The organism is Adlercreutzia murintestinalis (assembly GCF_943192905.1).
GTDB classification, from domain to species: domain Bacteria; phylum Actinomycetota; class Coriobacteriia; order Coriobacteriales; family Eggerthellaceae; genus Adlercreutzia_A; species Adlercreutzia_A murintestinalis.
Genome location: NZ_CALPCC010000006.1, coordinates 69,021 through 85,667 on the forward strand (window position 1 = coordinate 69,021; position 16,647 = coordinate 85,667).

The 16,647-nt window shown below is 54.6% G+C and carries 17 protein-coding genes; 2 read left to right on the plus strand and 15 right to left on the minus strand.

Annotated elements, in window-relative coordinates; genetic code table 11:
- Positions 1–59: 59 nt before the first annotated feature.
- Entirely contained in the window at positions 60–1,025 is a 966-nt protein-coding gene (locus NFR19_RS03050) for an FAD:protein FMN transferase (RefSeq protein ID WP_285813441.1), read from the minus strand.
- A 178-nt stretch (positions 1,026–1,203) separates the two neighbouring features.
- On the opposite strand from NFR19_RS03050, the gene NFR19_RS03055 reads away from it, so the two are divergent.
- Positions 1,204–2,274 (plus strand): lysylphosphatidylglycerol synthase transmembrane domain-containing protein, encoded by a 1,071-nt coding sequence (locus NFR19_RS03055; protein WP_251212312.1) that lies wholly within the window; start codon positions 1,204–1,206, stop codon positions 2,272–2,274.
- 21 nt (positions 2,275–2,295) lie between these two features.
- Here the strand turns inward: NFR19_RS03055 and NFR19_RS03060 are convergent, their stop codons facing one another.
- From NFR19_RS03060 to NFR19_RS03090, 7 genes are all read right to left on the minus strand, one after another.
- Positions 2,296–3,825 carry a hypothetical protein gene (locus NFR19_RS03060; protein WP_251212313.1) on the minus strand — a complete coding sequence of 510 codons (1,530 nt, stop codon included), beginning with the start codon at positions 3,823–3,825 and terminating at the stop codon, positions 2,296–2,298.
- Positions 3,826–3,844: 19 nt separating this feature from the next.
- The gene (gene fic / locus NFR19_RS03065) at positions 3,845–4,453 is read right to left on the minus strand and encodes a protein adenylyltransferase Fic (RefSeq protein WP_251212314.1); all 609 of its coding nucleotides are present in this window, start codon (positions 4,451–4,453) and stop codon (positions 3,845–3,847) included.
- Positions 4,454–4,585: 132 nt separating this feature from the next.
- On the minus strand, positions 4,586–4,897 hold the full coding sequence (locus tag NFR19_RS03070) for a hypothetical protein (protein ID WP_251212315.1): 312 nt from the start codon (positions 4,895–4,897) through the stop codon (positions 4,586–4,588).
- 24 nt (positions 4,898–4,921) lie between these two features.
- Positions 4,922–5,272, minus strand: a complete 351-nt coding sequence (locus NFR19_RS03075) for a DUF4339 domain-containing protein (protein WP_251212316.1) — start codon at positions 5,270–5,272, stop codon at positions 4,922–4,924.
- A gap of 14 nt (positions 5,273–5,286) precedes the next feature.
- Positions 5,287–6,636, minus strand: coding sequence for an SPFH domain-containing protein (locus NFR19_RS03080; protein ID WP_251212317.1), 1,350 nt, complete (start codon positions 6,634–6,636; stop codon positions 5,287–5,289).
- A 77-nt stretch (positions 6,637–6,713) separates the two neighbouring features.
- Positions 6,714–7,508, minus strand: coding sequence for a zinc ribbon domain-containing protein (locus NFR19_RS03085; protein ID WP_251212318.1), 795 nt, complete (start codon positions 7,506–7,508; stop codon positions 6,714–6,716).
- A gap of 54 nt (positions 7,509–7,562) precedes the next feature.
- Complete coding sequence (locus tag NFR19_RS03090) at positions 7,563–8,588, minus strand: zinc ribbon domain-containing protein (RefSeq protein WP_251212319.1); 1,026 nt, start codon at positions 8,586–8,588, stop codon at positions 7,563–7,565.
- A gap of 21 nt (positions 8,589–8,609) precedes the next feature.
- On the opposite strand from NFR19_RS03090, the gene NFR19_RS03095 reads away from it, so the two are divergent.
- Positions 8,610–8,825, plus strand: a complete 216-nt coding sequence (locus NFR19_RS03095) for a helix-turn-helix domain-containing protein (protein ID WP_251212320.1) — start codon at positions 8,610–8,612, stop codon at positions 8,823–8,825.
- On the opposite strand, the gene NFR19_RS03100 is transcribed toward NFR19_RS03095, so the two are convergent.
- From NFR19_RS03100 to ilvD, 7 genes are all read right to left on the minus strand, one after another.
- Entirely contained in the window at positions 8,811–9,872 is a 1,062-nt protein-coding gene (locus NFR19_RS03100) for a MerR family transcriptional regulator (protein WP_251212321.1), read from the minus strand. The genes NFR19_RS03095 and NFR19_RS03100 overlap by 15 nt on opposite strands.
- Before the next feature lie 60 nt (positions 9,873–9,932).
- The gene (locus NFR19_RS03105) at positions 9,933–10,580 is read right to left on the minus strand and encodes a DNA-3-methyladenine glycosylase family protein (protein WP_251212322.1); all 648 of its coding nucleotides are present in this window, start codon (positions 10,578–10,580) and stop codon (positions 9,933–9,935) included.
- Positions 10,577–11,203: a metallophosphoesterase family protein gene (locus NFR19_RS03110; protein WP_251212323.1), complete on the minus strand. Its 627-nt coding sequence runs from the start codon at positions 11,201–11,203 to the stop codon at positions 10,577–10,579. Before NFR19_RS03110 ends, NFR19_RS03105 begins: the two co-directional genes overlap by 4 nt.
- Positions 11,204–11,424: 221 nt before the next feature.
- Positions 11,425–12,417 (minus strand): ketol-acid reductoisomerase, encoded by a 993-nt coding sequence (gene ilvC, locus NFR19_RS03115; RefSeq protein WP_251212324.1) that lies wholly within the window; start codon positions 12,415–12,417, stop codon positions 11,425–11,427.
- 17 nt (positions 12,418–12,434) lie between these two features.
- A complete protein-coding gene (gene ilvN / locus NFR19_RS03120) occupies positions 12,435–12,929 on the minus strand; it encodes an acetolactate synthase small subunit (protein ID WP_251212325.1) in 495 nt (164 codons plus the stop codon).
- A 5-nt stretch (positions 12,930–12,934) separates the two neighbouring features.
- Entirely contained in the window at positions 12,935–14,899 is a 1,965-nt protein-coding gene (gene ilvB / locus NFR19_RS03125; protein WP_349665501.1) for a biosynthetic-type acetolactate synthase large subunit, read from the minus strand.
- A complete protein-coding gene (gene ilvD / locus NFR19_RS03130) occupies positions 14,896–16,569 on the minus strand; it encodes a dihydroxy-acid dehydratase (RefSeq protein WP_251212326.1) in 1,674 nt (557 codons plus the stop codon). Before ilvD ends, ilvB begins: the two co-directional genes overlap by 4 nt.
- Between the last annotated feature and the right edge of the window lie 78 nt (positions 16,570–16,647).

The window sequence follows — 16,647 nt, forward strand, 5'->3', positions numbered from 1 at the left end:
ATGAGGTTCTGAACTGCGCTTTTCTGCGATCAGGCGAAGCAGGATCGTAGGAGTTATCGTCAGAGGCCAGCAGACATCGCTGGACGTACAACGCTTTCCTGGCGGCCATCAGCATCAAGAAAGTGAAATGCGCGCGCTTCTGGCACCAGCGCAAGCACGCGTCGAGCGAACGCAGGCCCACGCACGAGCGCCGCACTGGAAAGGCCCTCAGCGATAGCTGCGCAAGAAGCAACTACCGTAACCGAGGCATACTGACAAGAAAACGGCATGCCAGTAGCAGGATCGAGAATGTGATGGTAGAGCGTGCCCGTGCGGACGAACGAACGCTCGTATGTGCCACTGGTAACAACGCCGCCCTCATCAAGTTCGAGCACGAAAGCGGTGCGCTTCTTGTTGGCCGGATCGCGCACGCCGATGCGCCAGCATGCGTCCGCCGGTTTGCGGCCGCCCATGCAGATATCGCCGCCCATATCGACAAGGTAACCTGTCGCACCATGCTCCTTAAGAAGCGCACCTACTCGATCAGCAATCCATCCCTTCGCGATACCGCCGACGTCAAGTGCCGCATGGGCATCAGCCAGGCGCACCCAGGGGCCCGCTTCATCCGTGCCACACGTGATGCCGCGCCATCCCACGTGATGCGCCGCTTCCTGCAAGCGCGCACGATCTGGCACCGTTTGTTTTTTGAAATCCCACAGCGACGAGAGCGGCGCTGTGGTGATGTCGAACACGCCGTCAGAAAGCGCGCAGAACCGCAGCGCGCACGTAAGCACCGCGAGCGTATCGGCGTGCACATCGACCCGCGCGCCACGCGCAGCATTGAGGCGAACGATGTCCGAATCCGACCGGAAACGCGAGAGCAATCGTTCATATCGCCTGCATGCTTCATATGCAGCGTTCAACGCTTGAAGAGCAGGTTGCTTGGAAAGACCCCAAAGCGATACGGTTGCCGTGGTGCCGCAGGCACAGAATGAAAGCGAGGCGCATTGCTCCGAAGCGTTATATGTGCCGTGCGAAGAATCCAGTGTCTCTCACCCCTTACCGCAGTTTCCAAGCAAGCTTACCACCGCCGCTGAGCGAACGGGAAACGGGTCGGTCCGATATGCCCGGCGCGGCGTTCATCAGATTGCTTTCAACTTCTTCGCGTGCGTCGCGCAGCACCCATGGTGATAGATAATGCACCCTAAGGTCAAGGAAGTCACCATGAAGAAGACCATGGGAAAAATATGCGCAGGATTGATCGCCGTCGTTGTTCTGGCGGTTATCTTCATGCGTGGCGACCAACTTGAGCGTTTGGCCGAGACCATCCAACATGGCTCTCCTTTCTTGCTGATCCTAGCGGTAGTGGGAGAACTGGCGCGGTATCTGGCACAGGCAGCATCATTTAAGTGGTGCTTCCGCGCCGTGAACGAGCGCATGCCATTCAAAGAGAACGTGAAGCTGGTATTCCAAACGTATTTCATCGATACCGTCATCCCTTCGGGGAACATGTCGGGCACCTCCGTGGTGATCGCCGAAGCATCGAAGCGCGGTATCCCTACTGGAGCTGCTACCGGGGCTGCACTGCTGAGACAGGTTTCTGTCAGCATCGGGTTTCTTCTCGTGATGGTGCTCGCATTTGCCGGGCTTGCAGCAGCCGGGCACTTGCAAACCGGGTGGCTCATTATGGGGCTTGCTGCGTTCGTGTTCGTGGGCATCCTGACCGGGGCCATGGCGCTGGCGGCCGCGAAGCCCGATTGGTTGCTCAAAATTGCTGCACCCCTTGAGAAGCTGATCGACAAAGTGGCTGCGCGATTACATCGCAACACAGTCGATGCGTTCGTCAAGAATATGGTCGACACGTATGCGGAATCCGCCAAGCTCATCGTGAAGAACAAAGGCGATATCGCGCGCGAGTTGGCCTTTTCTGCTGGCGGTTGCATCTTCGAGATGGGCAGCTTCGCGCTGGTATGCGCGGCGTTTGGCGTGCATGACGTGCAAGCGATGGTATGCGGATATGTGGTGGCCACCCTGTTTGCCATGTTCTCCCCGGTACCGCAAGGTGTCGGTGTTGTGGAAGGCGTGTCGCTTGTGGCATTCACGCTCTTCGGTATCGAGCAAGCAACCGGCATGGCCATCATCATGGTTTATCGCGCCATCGTGTTTTGGCTGCCGTTCTTGGTGGGCGCCATCCTCATGCAGCGCACCACCACGAAGGCGGGAAAGGACGAAGCTGGCACGATCGGCAAGTCCGATAAAACGAGTACGCCTAATATTACGACTCAAGCATCGTAGCCGTATCACGTCATGAATGCGTCAGTTCTCATATTTGATTTTCGATAAAGAGTCTTCCCGAGCCCGTTCGATGAGTTCCCCTACTTTGTCCTGCATATCCTCACGGCTCACTCCCTCTTCGGTATTGAGAAGAACGTCATTCACATTGGAAGGATCTTCGAGCGGCGCCCAAAGATTCAGAGTATCGTCGTCACTTCCCCCAAAGAGCGCGCCGACCTCGGCAACTGTCAATATTGCGCTGCTTTCCTCTTGAAGAGCCCGCAATTTCTCTTGGTATTCAGCATAGGATTCCATAATGCTACCGTCATCCGCACTGGCCTTGATTTGCTCCAAGAACGCGTCTTTGGCCATTCCCGCCATCGGATTACCGAATGGCTTCATAAGTTTGGCAACCGTGCCAGCAGGGCCGTAGTACCAATCCAAGTAAGGATCGATATTGCTCAGACACTGGTCATAGTACTCGTTGATCAAGGGCGTTAACTGGTCGTTGCGTTCGACTAACACGGTTTCTACCGCCTGGATGCTTGCCTCCTTCTGCATATGCCAATCCTTCATGTCGGCATATGTTCCATCGGCAAGATCGATCAAAACTCCCTTATTCTCATCAACCCATTCAGTAATAAAAGCATATTCTCCTGTCCCTCGTACCTTGGCAAACTCGAACTCGGTACATAAGAATGCGACATAAGTAACAATGACTACAGTTGCACCAGCAATGAGGTAACGCGGCAAAACCGGACCCGAGGAATCGTCCTCGTCATACGACGGCAGAATCTGAAACTCGCTCTTGATCTCGGTCAAATTCAGAAGGCAAAACCCAAACTGGCTCACCAGGCCGAAGAAGACAGACGCATACGTGATAGCCTTAAAGATGATGCCGACAATGATGATGTCATCGGAGAATTGACCAATACCGTATGCGGTCAGACCGTCTGCAAGAGAAGATACCCCCTCTATCTCACCCATCAAGACAGACGGCGCATGCTGATAAGGCTCTTGCACTGCATCGAATGCCGCAGCGAGCGTCTCGTAATGATTTTGCGAGGTCGACAGCGACGTAATGATCGCATACGCTGCGCACAGAATGACACCCACGATCCAAAAGCTCCATCGCATCGCATGGGCCTTATAGAACTTGGTTGCATACTCTTTCTTCAACTGATGCTGCAGGAAGCGGAAAACACCGAAATAAAGTGGAATGGCAATCCAGATGAGCAACCACTCATATCCATCCCATTTTGGTGATTCAAGAACGAAAAAGAACCCAGAGATGATGGCTACAACTAGAATGCCGACCATTCTCCAGACCCATTTTCTGTTCAGCTTTGAGAGGTTCCCGGCATCAGCCAGCTTTTTTTGCCGATGCAGCCGGTTGATCACGGTGTAATACAAGGCACCAATGGTAGAAATGGCAGTATACGCTATAAAGAACAGCGGCAGCAGCACCGACGGCATGTGAGGCGCAACCCAGCTGACGAGCATCAAGCAAACGACGAGCAGGATAGCCTTAACGAAATACGCGACTGTTTGATTCTCGAAAAGCTTGCCCATCGAGTTTTTTGTCGCTCCTTTACATCAACTCGCCAGTCCTGTATACGTTATAACCCTCATAATTGTAGCTCGCGTCGATGCCCTTCATATACACATCGCGGTCATCAGTGGAATCCGTGAGCGACTCCTTGAGAAGAACCTTGATCTCAACGTCTTTGATCGGGCTGCGCTCCATCGCGAGAAGATAATCCTCTTTGTCCACCGCGCTCCAATCAACGACCACACCTAGCGATGCCTTGAGCATTTGGTCAAGCCAGATACGCATACTGCGGCCATTTCCTTCGCGAAACGGATGCGCGGCATTCATCTCCACATACTTCTCGATGATCTCGTCATATGTTGAGTGGGGCATTGCCTCAATCTTGGCGATGTAGTCTTCCAAGAAGAGGACAGGCGCGAAACGAAACGAACCTTTTGAGATGTTCTCAGTACGGATCTTCCCCGCAAAATCATACACATCCCCAAAAAGGTGCGCATGTATACTGCTCAAACTATCGAAAGTTCCCGGTTCCATCAACTCAAGCATCTGCCGCTCAAAGAGTTCGACGGCTCTCGTTTTTGAGAGACGCTCTTCTTCGCGTGCGAGATCAGCCTGCTCGGTTAGCCCCAGCTTGTTCTCAAGCGTCATCACAACCCTGCCCGTCCAAAGTAAGTCACCGTGATGTGTCAGTTTAACGCATCACGAACTCTCATAAGGCCCCCGCATCTACAAGGCCTTATTACCGATAAAACCAGACAGTGCTTAGCTTCCTGACTTTCCTTACAAATGCCAGGATCCTGCCATTTCTTCAATTTCTTCATCAGAAAAAGTCGCGTCACACGTTATACAGCAACCTTGACCATTGTGATAATGGAGCACGTCAGCACCACATTCAGGACAATCAATCGCCATGTCGTCCCCATCATAGACAGTATCCCAACCTGGGTCATTCCAGCTTGTAACCCATTCGCCATCAAGATACAAGCTGTGCTTTTCCACTCCTAAATCGCTGATTTCAACGGATTCAGAACCTTCGGCAGGTTCGAAATCACCATCGTCATCGTGCGCTAACAATAAGTCGAGTAAACCCATTTTTCTCCTTACTAAAATATGGAATCACCTAGCAATAACCAGCGGGGGCATGAGAGCAATTAAGCGCATGATTTCTTCCTGGTTCTCTACGAGATCCCAATTAGCCATTCCTGGTTTCCAAACATATGATTCTTTAGCCACCTCGCCCTTCAAAGCCATCCTGGCTATTTCAGTCAACAGAAAAGGACCCGTAGGAGCACCGTCTTTCGCGACGTAATACACGGCTTCCATATTTGAACGCATCGAATTATCGACACCAGGTGTTCTCATGTTGTCTATGCCTGCATTCATGGATTGAATCATCTGAGTGGCTGCTGCTGTGCCTAGCCCGAATTCGACAAGCTTATCCAGTGAATAGAAGAAATCGTTATCCATAATCACTCTTTTCTTTAGCTTTCAGGAATAGGAGGCATGCCTGAATTGATTGTTGCAACCGAACCCGGATTGAGAACCCCTTGCAGCTCTTGCACGGTTACCGCTTTCTCCCAATTCCCCATACCTTCTTTCCATACAAGGCTTTCCCCGGTAAACGTACCTAGAGCAAGCATTTGGGCAAGCGTGGCCATATCGAATGGCCCCGAAGACTGCCCGTTTTGCACAACGTGATATCCTGACACTGGAACTGGCGGCGGCGTCTGCGCGTTTGTGGGCTGGCTCATGCCCGACATCATTCCATTCATCATGCCAGCCATGTTCTGACCGATCGCACCACCCATAGCTAGACCAGCCATCATCGCACCAGGATTCAGACCATCTCCGCTACCAGCACCATCACCGCCCATCGAAGCACTAGTCCCCATATTGCCAAGCGCTTCTGCACCCGCAATCCCAACAGCTGCCTGTTGCTCAAGCTGATACGCAGGGAAAAACTCCGTCTGTGATTTCTTACGTTGTGCATACTGCGTCTCTTCACGCTGAATGCGCAACGTTTCGTCAAGATTCTCAGCGTTGATGCGCTGCTGGTCTGCAAGGTTCTTGATATTGACCTCAGCCTGTGCCTGGACAGTAGCAGCTGACACATCACGAGTAACAGCCATAAGCTGCTTATAGCCCTCGCTTATCTTATCTACTTCAATCGTCGCAATATCAAGCCCTGCTACATTGACGCCGAAGTCGCTCTCCAAGCGTTTCACTACCGCCGGAAGAGCGGCATCATTGATTTCCGTGATGCGTCGATCGATTTGTATTACCGGCAGACCAAAGTCCATCGGCGCATTTGCCACAACAGCCTTTACATAGCGTGAAACCGCATCTTTTATTTGCTTTTGGAAAGCCACAAGATCGAACTCGTCGAGTCTATGGAGTTTGATAAACTGCTTGTAATCCTTGATATTGAACGTCAATGTTCCACGAACTGCAGTAGGGACTCCGAAGTCCAAGAATCTGGGATCAAACACATCGAAAAACGGAACAGCAAATTTGACTTGGATGATGTCAGCTAAGTTTATAAAATACACTTCCGCCTGAAACGGCGTTCCACCGTCATAGGCAAGACCAATGACACTCGCGATAACTGGAATATTCTTCGTAGAGAGAATCTGATCGCAAGGACCCTCAATGAAGTCTTGGATCGTACCGTCTTTTTGTTTGTATACGAATACTGCTACCGCCCCATCACGCACGCGCAGTGACGATCCGAGACGAATCGCATTTTCTCTCGTATTGGGACCACCCTTCGATCCTTCTGGGCGCCATTTCCAAATCAGATAATCTTGTTCGTCACAGCGGATCTCATCCATCAGCCCGCCCTTAGCTCTATTTAAGAATCCCATTTATACTGTCCTTTACATAGATACAGCTGAACGGTAGGCAGCTGTTATGCATCCATCTTCAGTTCATTCATTTTTTCGACATATAGGCTCTCAATGTGCGCAAAGCGTTCATCATCAGGAAATGCCATTTTCGCTTTGTTATATATCTGCTTCATCTTAGATACCCATACATCACTAATCGCAGCTTCGGCAGTTTTCCCGTTTTTTGGAAACAATGTTTTCCTTGAAAGCTTTACATCGATATTCGAGCAGGCCATGAACATAAATTCTGAGATCTCTTCAATGTTATTGGGAATAGGAAATGTATTTATGAGGGTGATGATTTGCTTGTCTGCTCGAGAAACGCCACCCGCGTTAATCAAGCTTTCAACGGCGCCGCTCAGCAAACCGCTTTCCCTTCGCTCTTGCTCTATAGCAATAAGCTGATCGCTAAAGCGAGCTACGACACTATTCGCCTTCCTTCCCGAAATCTTAAAGCCGCATTCGTTGCAAATAGCATCTGTCGCATCTATTGGTGCGCCACAGTTTGGGCATTTTTGAACAAGACCCGCGAAACTGCTTTGTCGTACAACCTGGTCAGTATCATCTCTTCTATCGACCTCTTGAAGAGGGGGGTTTGAATCTTCACATGCTGCAAGAGAGCATTGTTTTGTTGACGCACCGCACTCTGGGCAAAATTTAACATCACTGCTTATACGACTCCCGCAACATGGACATGAAATTTCAGGGCTTGCGTGGCTCGTTTGCTCCACGGTTGAATCTATCTCATTCAGCTTGGCGCTTATGAGATCCATGCCTTTTCTTCCAAGCTTAATAAAAGATGAGCCCACAACGACCACCTAAACCTCTCGCTCATTAACCGCTTATCAGCCAAAACAAACGCGATTTTCGATCTAATCCCCTTCTGCCTTTTGAGACTTGATCAACCCCATGCGCTTCAAGGTTTGATAGCAACCTATAATGATCACTGCTAAACCACTCATTTGCAGCATGGGTCCAACTTCGGTGTGAGTTAATCCATCAGCAATGAATCCGATTATGATGCAGCCTATACCCGCAACAAAGACTACGAGTAACTCTTCTTTTCCCGCATCAGTCCTCCCAAGAAACCATGCTGGAAATATGAGAATAACTAACGGCAAGAGGGATAAGATTGGCGCAGAGTGCCAATGGAGCATCCGAGCTACTATGGCAAGTATCGCAGATAAAAGACCTACAACAACCAGTAGATTTTGTACAACGATATTCAAAAGAGAGCGACTCTTCGCTTGTCTCTTTCGCTTATTCATGCCACTGAGGCTTTTCTGGTAGAACGACTCTATCGTATCCATGTAGATACTCTCTGAGTGCGTACTGAGCGCTTTATCGTGAGCTTGTTCTAATTTGTTTTCCCACGCTTCATATATTGCTTTTTGCGAATTTGTCCCTAAACTCTCGCATGCCAAAGACAGATTATTTACATTCAAATCAGCCAACTGCATAAAATCATATATGGCTTCAATATCTGTCGGGATTACATAGTCGCGGATCGTCTTGGCTATCTGCTTATTGAACGATTCTTCTAGTTCTGGCGTCATTTCTTCTTCTTTAAGCTTCTGATTATACGCAGCGTGAATTGACTGGATCTTATCCATTAAATCTTTGACTGATCTAGACACCTGCGTCGCTTGAAAGACATACCCGCAACTCTCGCATGCCGTTTGAAAAGGTTTAACAGTATCACCGCAATTCGGGCATTTGTTGACTACGCCTAAATAGGACTCTTCCCTTTCTTGCATAAGATTAGGCTCTGCATCAACAAGCTCTTTTGTTGAGGGTGGATTGGACTGAACAGCACTTCCACTCTTGATCATTCTTCTGCCCTCTCTCCACTTCACTATCAGTAGAATAGGCACCATATTTGAAGCCATCATATCCATACTAGCACATACGCTTTAGGTATGGATATCGATCAGAAAAGGCAAGCACTCGGAAGCGCGATCCGCGAAAAGCGTGAAACGCAGGGGTTGTCGCAGAACCGTCTTGCGCTCATGGTAGGCAGCAGCAAATCGCACATTTGGCGCATCGAGACCGGACGCGTCGGGGTCGGCATCGATGACCTCGCGCGCATCGCTGATGCACTAGGCGTCCAGGTGCGCGACCTACTCACCTTCTGACCGCCCCTCTTCCGTCATCGCATGGAGCAGCTTGCGCACCTTTTCCAATTGCCCCCGATTCACGCTCACTGCACCGCTCGGATCGACATAGGCCATCAACTCTTCATCTTCCAACATGCCGTCCATACAACGCAACGCCATAGCACCCGAAGCCCGTATCTTCTCAGCTAGAGCGTCCTCGTCTTTCTCGTCTTCTGCCATCGTACCCATCATGCGCGCACCACAGAGAGTCAGCAGATCCCCTAGACGGCCAACAGCAGATGCCACATCCGAATCGACCGCATCAGCGATAGCGGGTATCAGCTCGCCAGCTTCCAGCATCAACTGCTTCATACAGCTATACAGCGCGAACATCTGCAGGCTCGCCGACACCTCTTCCCCACCGATCTGCTCAGCACGCGCCGCTATCACCGTCTCGTCTTCGAAGATGGCCCAAAAGCCCAAATACCCACCGCTCTCAAATGGGAAAACATGATCGCTCCACCATTGAGCGAACTGCCGCAGCCAGTGCTCGGCGCCAGCGAAGCCCTCTTCCTCATCCAACTGCATGAAGCCGTGAACGATCCCATCCAGCTCATCCATCATCTCGTCAAGCTCTTCCGCGGTATACGAGCGAAGGCGCTCAACGGCCTTTTGATAATGCAGAGAATCCCGTACTGCATCGGCCAGAGCATCGATATCCGTCGGTCCGCAAGCAAGGCCCTCGAACAGATCGCAACCCGATATATCGATCAGCTTCGAGAACAGGATCAGATTTTGCAGTTGATTCATCTTGAAACGGAGCGCTTCCACCTTATCCTTGAGGACCCTCTGGATCGCAGAGAAGCCTTGCTCAAGCACTTCTCCTATCTCATCGAGTTCCAGCCCGTATTTTTGCAGAACCATGATCTTCCCAAGGCGCTCGATGTCCGCCTCTGAATAGAGCCGCCGATTATTCGCAACGCTTTCCCCTGTTCGCGCCGGGCACAGCAACCCTATCTGATCGTAGTATCGCAAAGTGGATTCTGACACGCCGGTCAACTTGGAAACCTCGCCAATGGTCATCATGGACCTCACCTCCACAGCAAGTGTACGCCCTCAAGTCGCTTGAGGGTCAAGGGCCGCACATCACTTTTTCTTCGGCGCGAAATCCTTCTGGAAGCCCTCAACGGTACCGTGGGCCACTTCCCACAAATAAAGGCTCGCGACGCTGCCATAGGGGCTATAGCGGCGGCGGTACTTCTTGAAAAGCTGCTTGGTGATCTTGCGATGATGATAGGTCATGCGCATGCCGCGCTGGATGCCCAGATCGTCGAACGCGAGGATATCCTGACGCCCCATGCTGAACAGGAGCGTCATCTCAGCGGTCCAGCGGCCAATCCCCTTGAGAGAGGACAGCGTGGCGATAGCATCTTCGTCGCTCATCTGCTCGAGAGCTCCTAGATCGAACTCCCCGCCTGCCACCTTGCGCGCCACGTCCTTGATGTAGGACGCTTTGCGAAACGTCATCCCGAGCGCCTGCAGCTCGTCTTCTGAGAGCGTGTCAATCGCATCGGGCGTGGTCGCGCCCACACGCTCACCCAAACGAGCGATGATGGTCCTCTGCGCCACGGCTGATATCTGCTGACCGATGATGCTGTTCACGATAGACGAGAACACATCATCGTCCACAGTGCGCTCCACGCGGCCCACCTGTGCGATCACCTGCGCGAGCGTCGTATCGCGTTTGGCAAGGTAATCCATCGCCTCATCGGGGTATGCAAAGAACTTCGTCATGGCAAGCGGATGATATAAACGTCAGCCACGCGACCATCCTCAATATCAACCAGTGCAGCGTTATGGCCGCTTCCGCTGCGCGAACGCGTCGGCGAACCGGGGCAGAGCACCACCGTATCGCCATCCAGCCGCACCTCGGGCACATGGGTGTGCCCATGCACGGCCAGCTGCGGCATCTCCTTCACTGCAGCCACCACCGTGGGCGGTCGTCCGTGCAGAGCAATGCGCAAGTCGGTCGGAATATGCATCATGGCAATGTCGATGCCATCAAAGGTGAGGCTGCGCAGATCGCCCACGCCCCCATCAGAATCCCAGAAGGCCGCACGATCGTTGTTGCCGAGCACCGCTACCGTGCGGCAGATGGCACCGAGCTCATCGAGCGCGCTCTGCACGCCGATATCCCCCGCGTGCAGGATCAGGTCGCACGCCCGCACATCCGGTGCGCTCTCAGGCCATACATCGCGCAACGTCGCACGGCCCTCAGCATCGTAGGTAACTTCATACCGCTTCACCGCCGCCTCAGCAAGGCGCTCCGCGCTCCACTCGCCATTGAACAGATCGAACGCCTCCGCTGGCAGCGGCCCATGCGTATCGCTTATCACGCCGATGCGTTTTTGAGCCATGCATACCTCGCTTCTCGCAGAAGGAACATCCGTCGATCTCTTGCCAACCATCTTAGCGGTCATGGAACAACGCGAGAAGCCCGAGGTGCGGTTTCGTATCACACGAAAGCCCCACGGCACGCGGTATCACGCGGCACCATAGGGCTTGAATGTGAATTGAACATGCAGATTGCGGCTGCGCGGCGCCGAAGGGTCTCGGGCACCGTTGAAGCGCGCGAAACCTACTTGATCCAGCTGAACATGCCGCGGATCTTCTCGCCGGTCTTCTCTATCTCGTGGTCGTTGATGGCCTCACGCTGCTCGATCAACCACTTGTGGCCGTTCTTGCAATCCTCCACGAACTCGCGCGCGAAGCTACCATCCTGAATGCGCGCCAGGATCTCCTTCATAGCAGCGCGGCTCTGCTCGTTGATCACCTTCGGGCCTGCGTAGTACTCGCCATACTCGGCCGTGTTGCTGATGGAGTAGTTCATGAAATGGATGCCGCTCTCATACATCAGGTCCACGATCATCTTCATCTCGTGGTAGCACTCGAAGTACGCCAGCTCAGGCGGATAGCCCGCATCCACCAGCGTCTCGAAGCCCGCCTTCACCAATTCAACCACGCCACCGCAGAGCACCGCCTGCTCACCGAACAGGTCCTCTTCGGTCTCCTGCTTGAACGTGGCCTTGATGACACCCGAGCGCGCACCGCCCACGCCCCATGCATACGACAGCGCAATATCCCACGCATCTCCGGTGGCATCCTGCTGAACGCAAATGAGATCGGGCACGCCGGAACCCTCCGTGTACTGGCGGCGCACGATGTGGCCTGGCCCCTTCGGTGCGCACATGATCACGTTCACGTCTTCAGGCGGCGTGATGTAGCCATAGTGAATGTTGAAGCCGTGCGCGAACGCCAGCGTATCGCCGGCTTTCAGATGCGGTGCGATATATTCCTCGTAGACCTGCGGTTGCAGTTCGTCGGGAACAAGAATCATGATCAGGTCAGCCTCTTCGGCAGCCGTGGCCATATCGACCACTTTCAAGCCAGCTTCTTCAGCCGCCTCGATATTCTTCGACCCCGCGCGCAGACCCACGCGGACATCACAGCCGGAGTCCTTCAGGTTCAAGGCATGCGCATGCCCTTGGCTGCCATATCCGATGACAGCGATCTTCTTGTCCTTGATGATGGACGGGTTGCAATCTTCTTCGTGATAAATCGTGACAGCCATGGTGTTATGTTCCCTTTCTACTCGGCTGATCTATCCTTGGAATTACGCGACATGGCGATCTTACCCGTGCGTATGACCTCTTTGAGCCCATATGCTCGGAACAGATCCTCCAGGCCGCGCAGTTTCTCTTCGTCGCCCGTAGCTTCGATGATGAGCGAACTGCGCCCCACATCAACGATCTTCGCACGGAAGATGTTGGCGATCTCGATGATTTCATTACGACGATCGGGTGTCGCGTTCACCTTGATGAGCACCAGTTCGCGCTCGATGGCCCCCTCGTCGGTCAGGTCGGTGATCTTGTGGACGCTGATAAGCTTGTGCAGCTGTTTCGTGATCTGCTCATAGCCTACCTCATCCGCATTCACGATAGCCGTCACCCGACTCATCGTAGGATCCTCAGTGGGACCCACCGACAACGACTCGATGTTGAAGCCGCGCCGCGATATCAACCCGGTCACGCGCGAGAGGACGCCAGGCTTGTTCTCCACTAGAACGGAGAGGACGTGCTTCATGATCCTCACGCTCCTTCCGTCTCGCTGAATTCTTCGGCGCTCATGCGCTCGTGTTTATCATCCGGATCGCTTTCCCAGCGGCCACCGAACTGCGCGTCGATGGTGGCGCACGGCGAGCGATCCTCAGCGGGCGTCGCGGGCATATCAGTGCGCACCGCCCCCACCGCCACATCGATGGCACCCATCACGTCATCGAGCGCCGAGCCAGGTGCGACCATGGGGTACACGTTCTGCTCAGGCGATATCTTGACGTCCAACAGATAGGGCCCATCATGTGCCAGCATGCGCGCGATCGCATCGCTGACCTGCCCAGGCTCGTCTATCCGTTCGGCCTGCCACCCATATGCATCAGCCAACTTTACGAAATCGGGGTTCGGTTCCAGGATCGTCTCGGAATAGCGCTGCTGGTAGAACAGCTTTTGCCATTGATGCACCATCCCCAACGCCCGGTTATCTAAGATCATCACTTTCACCGGCACGCCATTGATGGCAGCAGTGGCCATTTCCTGGGAATTCATCTGGAACGAACCATCTCCGGCAACGCACACGACTTGCTTATCCGGGCAGCCCAACGCAGCGCCAATAGCCGCAGGAAAGCCGAAACCCATCGTGCCCAAGCCACCGCTCGAAAGCCAACTGCGCGGCGTTTCGCGATCAACGAATTGATGTGCCCACATCTGATGCTGCCCCACTTCGGTCACGACCACCGATGCGCGCGGATCAAGCTGATCTGAAAGCTCTTCCATCACCAGTTCTGGCACGATCTCAGCATCATCCTCTTTGATGTTGGGATGATAGAACGGAAAGCGCGTGCGCCACCCGCTGATCGTCTCGATCCAAGCCTGCGTCTGCGGATGCGCATCATCTTTGACCAGCTGATCGATCATGCCCGCCAAGACACCCTTCGCATCTCCTACGATGGGCACCTGAGCTTCACGCACCTTGCCGATCTCAGCCGGGTCAATGTCAATATGCACCACATCGGCATGCGGCGCGAATTCGGACAGCTTGCCGGTCACGCGATCAGAGAAGCGGGCACCCACCGCGATCAGCAAATCGCTTTCGGTAACCGCCAGGTTCGAGTACTTAGCACCATGCATGCCCACCGCCCCCAAGTTCAGAGGGTGCGACGCAGGGAAAGCACCTTTGCCCATCAGGGTGGTTACCACCGGGATCTGCATCAGGTCAGCAAGGCGAATCAGCTCATCGCTCGCCTCAGAGGTGACCACGCCGCCTCCCACATACAGGATCGGTCGGCGCGCATCCTCCAAGAGCCTGCACGCCGCGCGTATTTGCTTGGCATTCCCACGATACGTTGGCTTATAGGAGGGGATGCTTACTTGGTCGGGGTATTCGAACACCATCTCGGCCCCCGCCAGATCGCTGGGCACGTCGATCAGAACCGGCCCCGGGCGCCCCGTTGATGCAATGTGGAACGCTTCCCGAAACGTAGCCGTCAGCTCGTCGGTCGATTGGAGCAAGAACGAGTGCTTCACCACCGGCATGGTAATGCCCACGATGTCCGACTCCTGAAACGAGTCTGTGCCGATCACCGGTCGCGGCACCTGACCGGTTATGACCACGAGAGGGATCGAATCCATGTACGCGGTCGCGATGCCCGTCACCGTGTTCGTCGCACCGGGCCCGCTGGTCACGATGGCGACCCCTGGACGCCCTGTTGCGCGCGCATAGCCATCGGCCATATGCACCGCCCCCTGCTCGTGGCGCGCGAGCACGTGATGCAGCTGCGTAGAGTCGAACAATGCATCGTATATCTTGATGGCCTGACCACCTGGATATCCAAAGACGATGTCCACCCCTTCAGCCTCCAGCGAAGCCACGATGGCTTCAGCACCGAGCATGGTCTTGCCCTGCTTTGCCGTTTGAGACCCAAGGCCGCGCGGTGCACCCACGCTCGCAGCGCTGCGACGCTCGGATTTCGACGCTTCTGTCGTCTTCTTCGCACTCATGCGACATACGCCCCCTCATCAGCAGACGAAACGAGGCGCGCATATTTAGCAAGCACGCCATGATCATGCTTAGGGGCAGGCGGCACCCAGGCCGCTCGGCGGCGCTCAAGTTCCTCATCGGGCACATTCAGCGTCAATTGCCCCCCATCGATATCAACCGTGATCGAATCACCCTCTTCGATCAAAGCGATAGGACCGCCCGCAGCAGCCTCGGGGCTCACATGTCCCACGGCCGGACCCTTCGTCGCGCCGGAGAAGCGCCCATCGGTGAGCAGCGCCACGCTCGTGGACAGCCCCATGCCCACGATGGATGACGTCGGAGTGAGCATCTCGCGCATGCCCGGGCCGCCTTGCGGACCTTCGTAGCGGATCACCACCACATCGCCTGGACGAACGCCGCCCGCATTGATGACCTCGCATGCAGCCTCTTCGCTCTCGAACACACGCGCTGGACCGGTATGGCACATCATCGTGGGATCAACGGCCGCTTTCTTCACGATAGCCCCATGGGGGGCCAGGTTGCCATGCAGCACCCGCAAAGCGCCCTCAGCGCTGAACGGGTCATCGTGTAGGCGGCACACCTCGCCATCAGCCGGTCGCGTACACGCTGTCAGATAATCCTTCATCGGCCCCATGCACGTCAGCGCGTCCATATCCAGCAGGCCCAGCTGTGCGAGCTCATGCATCACCACCGGTACGCCGCCCACCTCGTACAGATCGGAAAGCGGACGCGGACCACTGGGCTGCAGTTTCACCAGATGAGGGGTACGAGCGCTTGCCGCATCCCAGTCATCCATCGTGATGGGATGGCCCGCCGCGCGCGCAATAGCCGTCAGATGCAACACCGTATTCGTAGAGCCACCGAAGGCCATATCGCACTCCATCGCATTGTGGATCGCTGCGCTGCTCACGATATCTTTCACCGTGATGCCATGCGCGACGAGCTCCATCACCTTCATGCCCGCCTCCTTGGCAAGGCGAATGCGCTCGGAATACACCGCAGGGATGGTACCGTTGCCCGGGAGCGCCACCCCAAGCGCCTCACACAGGCAGTTCATCGAATTAGCGGTGAACAGTCCCGAGCAACTACCGCACGTAGGACACGCGGTATCCTCGTAGTACCTCAGCTGTTCTTCGCTCATCGTGCCATTCAGTACCGACGCAGCCCCATCGAACAGCGTGTTCAAGTCGGTGGTTGGGCCGCATCCGCCCGGTTGGTGTCCTGCCAACATCGGACCACCCGAAACGAACACCGTCGGAATGTCCACCCGCAACGCTCCTATCAGCATGCCCGGCACCACTTTGTCACAGTTGGGAATGCATACCATGCCGTCGAAGGCATGCCCCTGCACCGCGCACTCAACCGAATCAGCGATCACCTCGCGCGAGACCAGCGAATAATGCATACCATCATGGTTCATGGCGATGCCATCGCACACGCCGATGGTGGATATCTCGAACGGCACGCCACCGGCCATGCGGATGCCCGCTTTCACGGCCTCTGCGATCTTGTCGAGATTGGTGTGCCCGGGAATGATGTCGTTGCGCGAGTTGATCACCGCGATGAAGGGGCGCTCCATCTCTGCATCGGTGATCCCGTCTGCCTTCAATAGGCTGCGGTGCGGTGCGCGCGCCACGCCGCGTTTGATCTGGTCGCTGCGGTGCTCCATAGTTCCTCCTCAACAAAAAAAGCGCCCTGCCGGCGCCTGTGCTTCTGTCCCAGAAGGCATGCCCGCAGCTGCGCGCAT

Bases quoted from the DNA above. Each gene is read 5' to 3' on its own strand.
- NFR19_RS03075 (WP_251212316.1), bottom strand. From the start codon at position 5,272: ATGGATAACGATTTCTTCTATTCACTGGATAAGCTTGTCGAATTCGGG.
- NFR19_RS03110 (WP_251212323.1), bottom strand. From the start codon at position 11,203: ATGGCTCAAAAACGCATCGGCGTGATAAGCGATACGCATGGGCCGCTG.
- ilvC (WP_251212324.1), bottom strand. From the start codon at position 12,417: ATGGCTGTCACGATTTATCACGAAGAAGATTGCAACCCGTCCATCATC.
- NFR19_RS03070 (WP_251212315.1), bottom strand. From the start codon at position 4,897: ATGGGTTTACTCGACTTATTGTTAGCGCACGATGACGATGGTGATTTC.
- ilvD (WP_251212326.1), bottom strand. From the start codon at position 16,569: ATGGAGCACCGCAGCGACCAGATCAAACGCGGCGTGGCGCGCGCACCG.
- NFR19_RS03095 (WP_251212320.1), top strand. From the start codon at position 8,610: ATGGATATCGATCAGAAAAGGCAAGCACTCGGAAGCGCGATCCGCGAA.
- fic (WP_251212314.1), bottom strand. From the start codon at position 4,453: ATGACGCTTGAGAACAAGCTGGGGCTAACCGAGCAGGCTGATCTCGCA.
- NFR19_RS03055 (WP_251212312.1), top strand. From the start codon at position 1,204: ATGAAGAAGACCATGGGAAAAATATGCGCAGGATTGATCGCCGTCGTT.
- NFR19_RS03060 (WP_251212313.1), bottom strand. From the start codon at position 3,825: ATGGGCAAGCTTTTCGAGAATCAAACAGTCGCGTATTTCGTTAAGGCT.
- ilvN (WP_251212325.1), bottom strand. From the start codon at position 12,929: ATGAAGCACGTCCTCTCCGTTCTAGTGGAGAACAAGCCTGGCGTCCTC.
- NFR19_RS03090 (WP_251212319.1), bottom strand. From the start codon at position 8,588: ATGGATATGATGGCTTCAAATATGGTGCCTATTCTACTGATAGTGAAG.
- NFR19_RS03100 (WP_251212321.1), bottom strand. From the start codon at position 9,872: ATGATGACCATTGGCGAGGTTTCCAAGTTGACCGGCGTGTCAGAATCC.
- NFR19_RS03080 (WP_251212317.1), bottom strand. From the start codon at position 6,636: ATGGATGAGATCCGCTGTGACGAACAAGATTATCTGATTTGGAAATGG.
- NFR19_RS03105 (WP_251212322.1), bottom strand. From the start codon at position 10,580: ATGACGAAGTTCTTTGCATACCCCGATGAGGCGATGGATTACCTTGCC.
- ilvB (WP_349665501.1), bottom strand. From the start codon at position 14,899: ATGAGTGCGAAGAAGACGACAGAAGCGTCGAAATCCGAGCGTCGCAGC.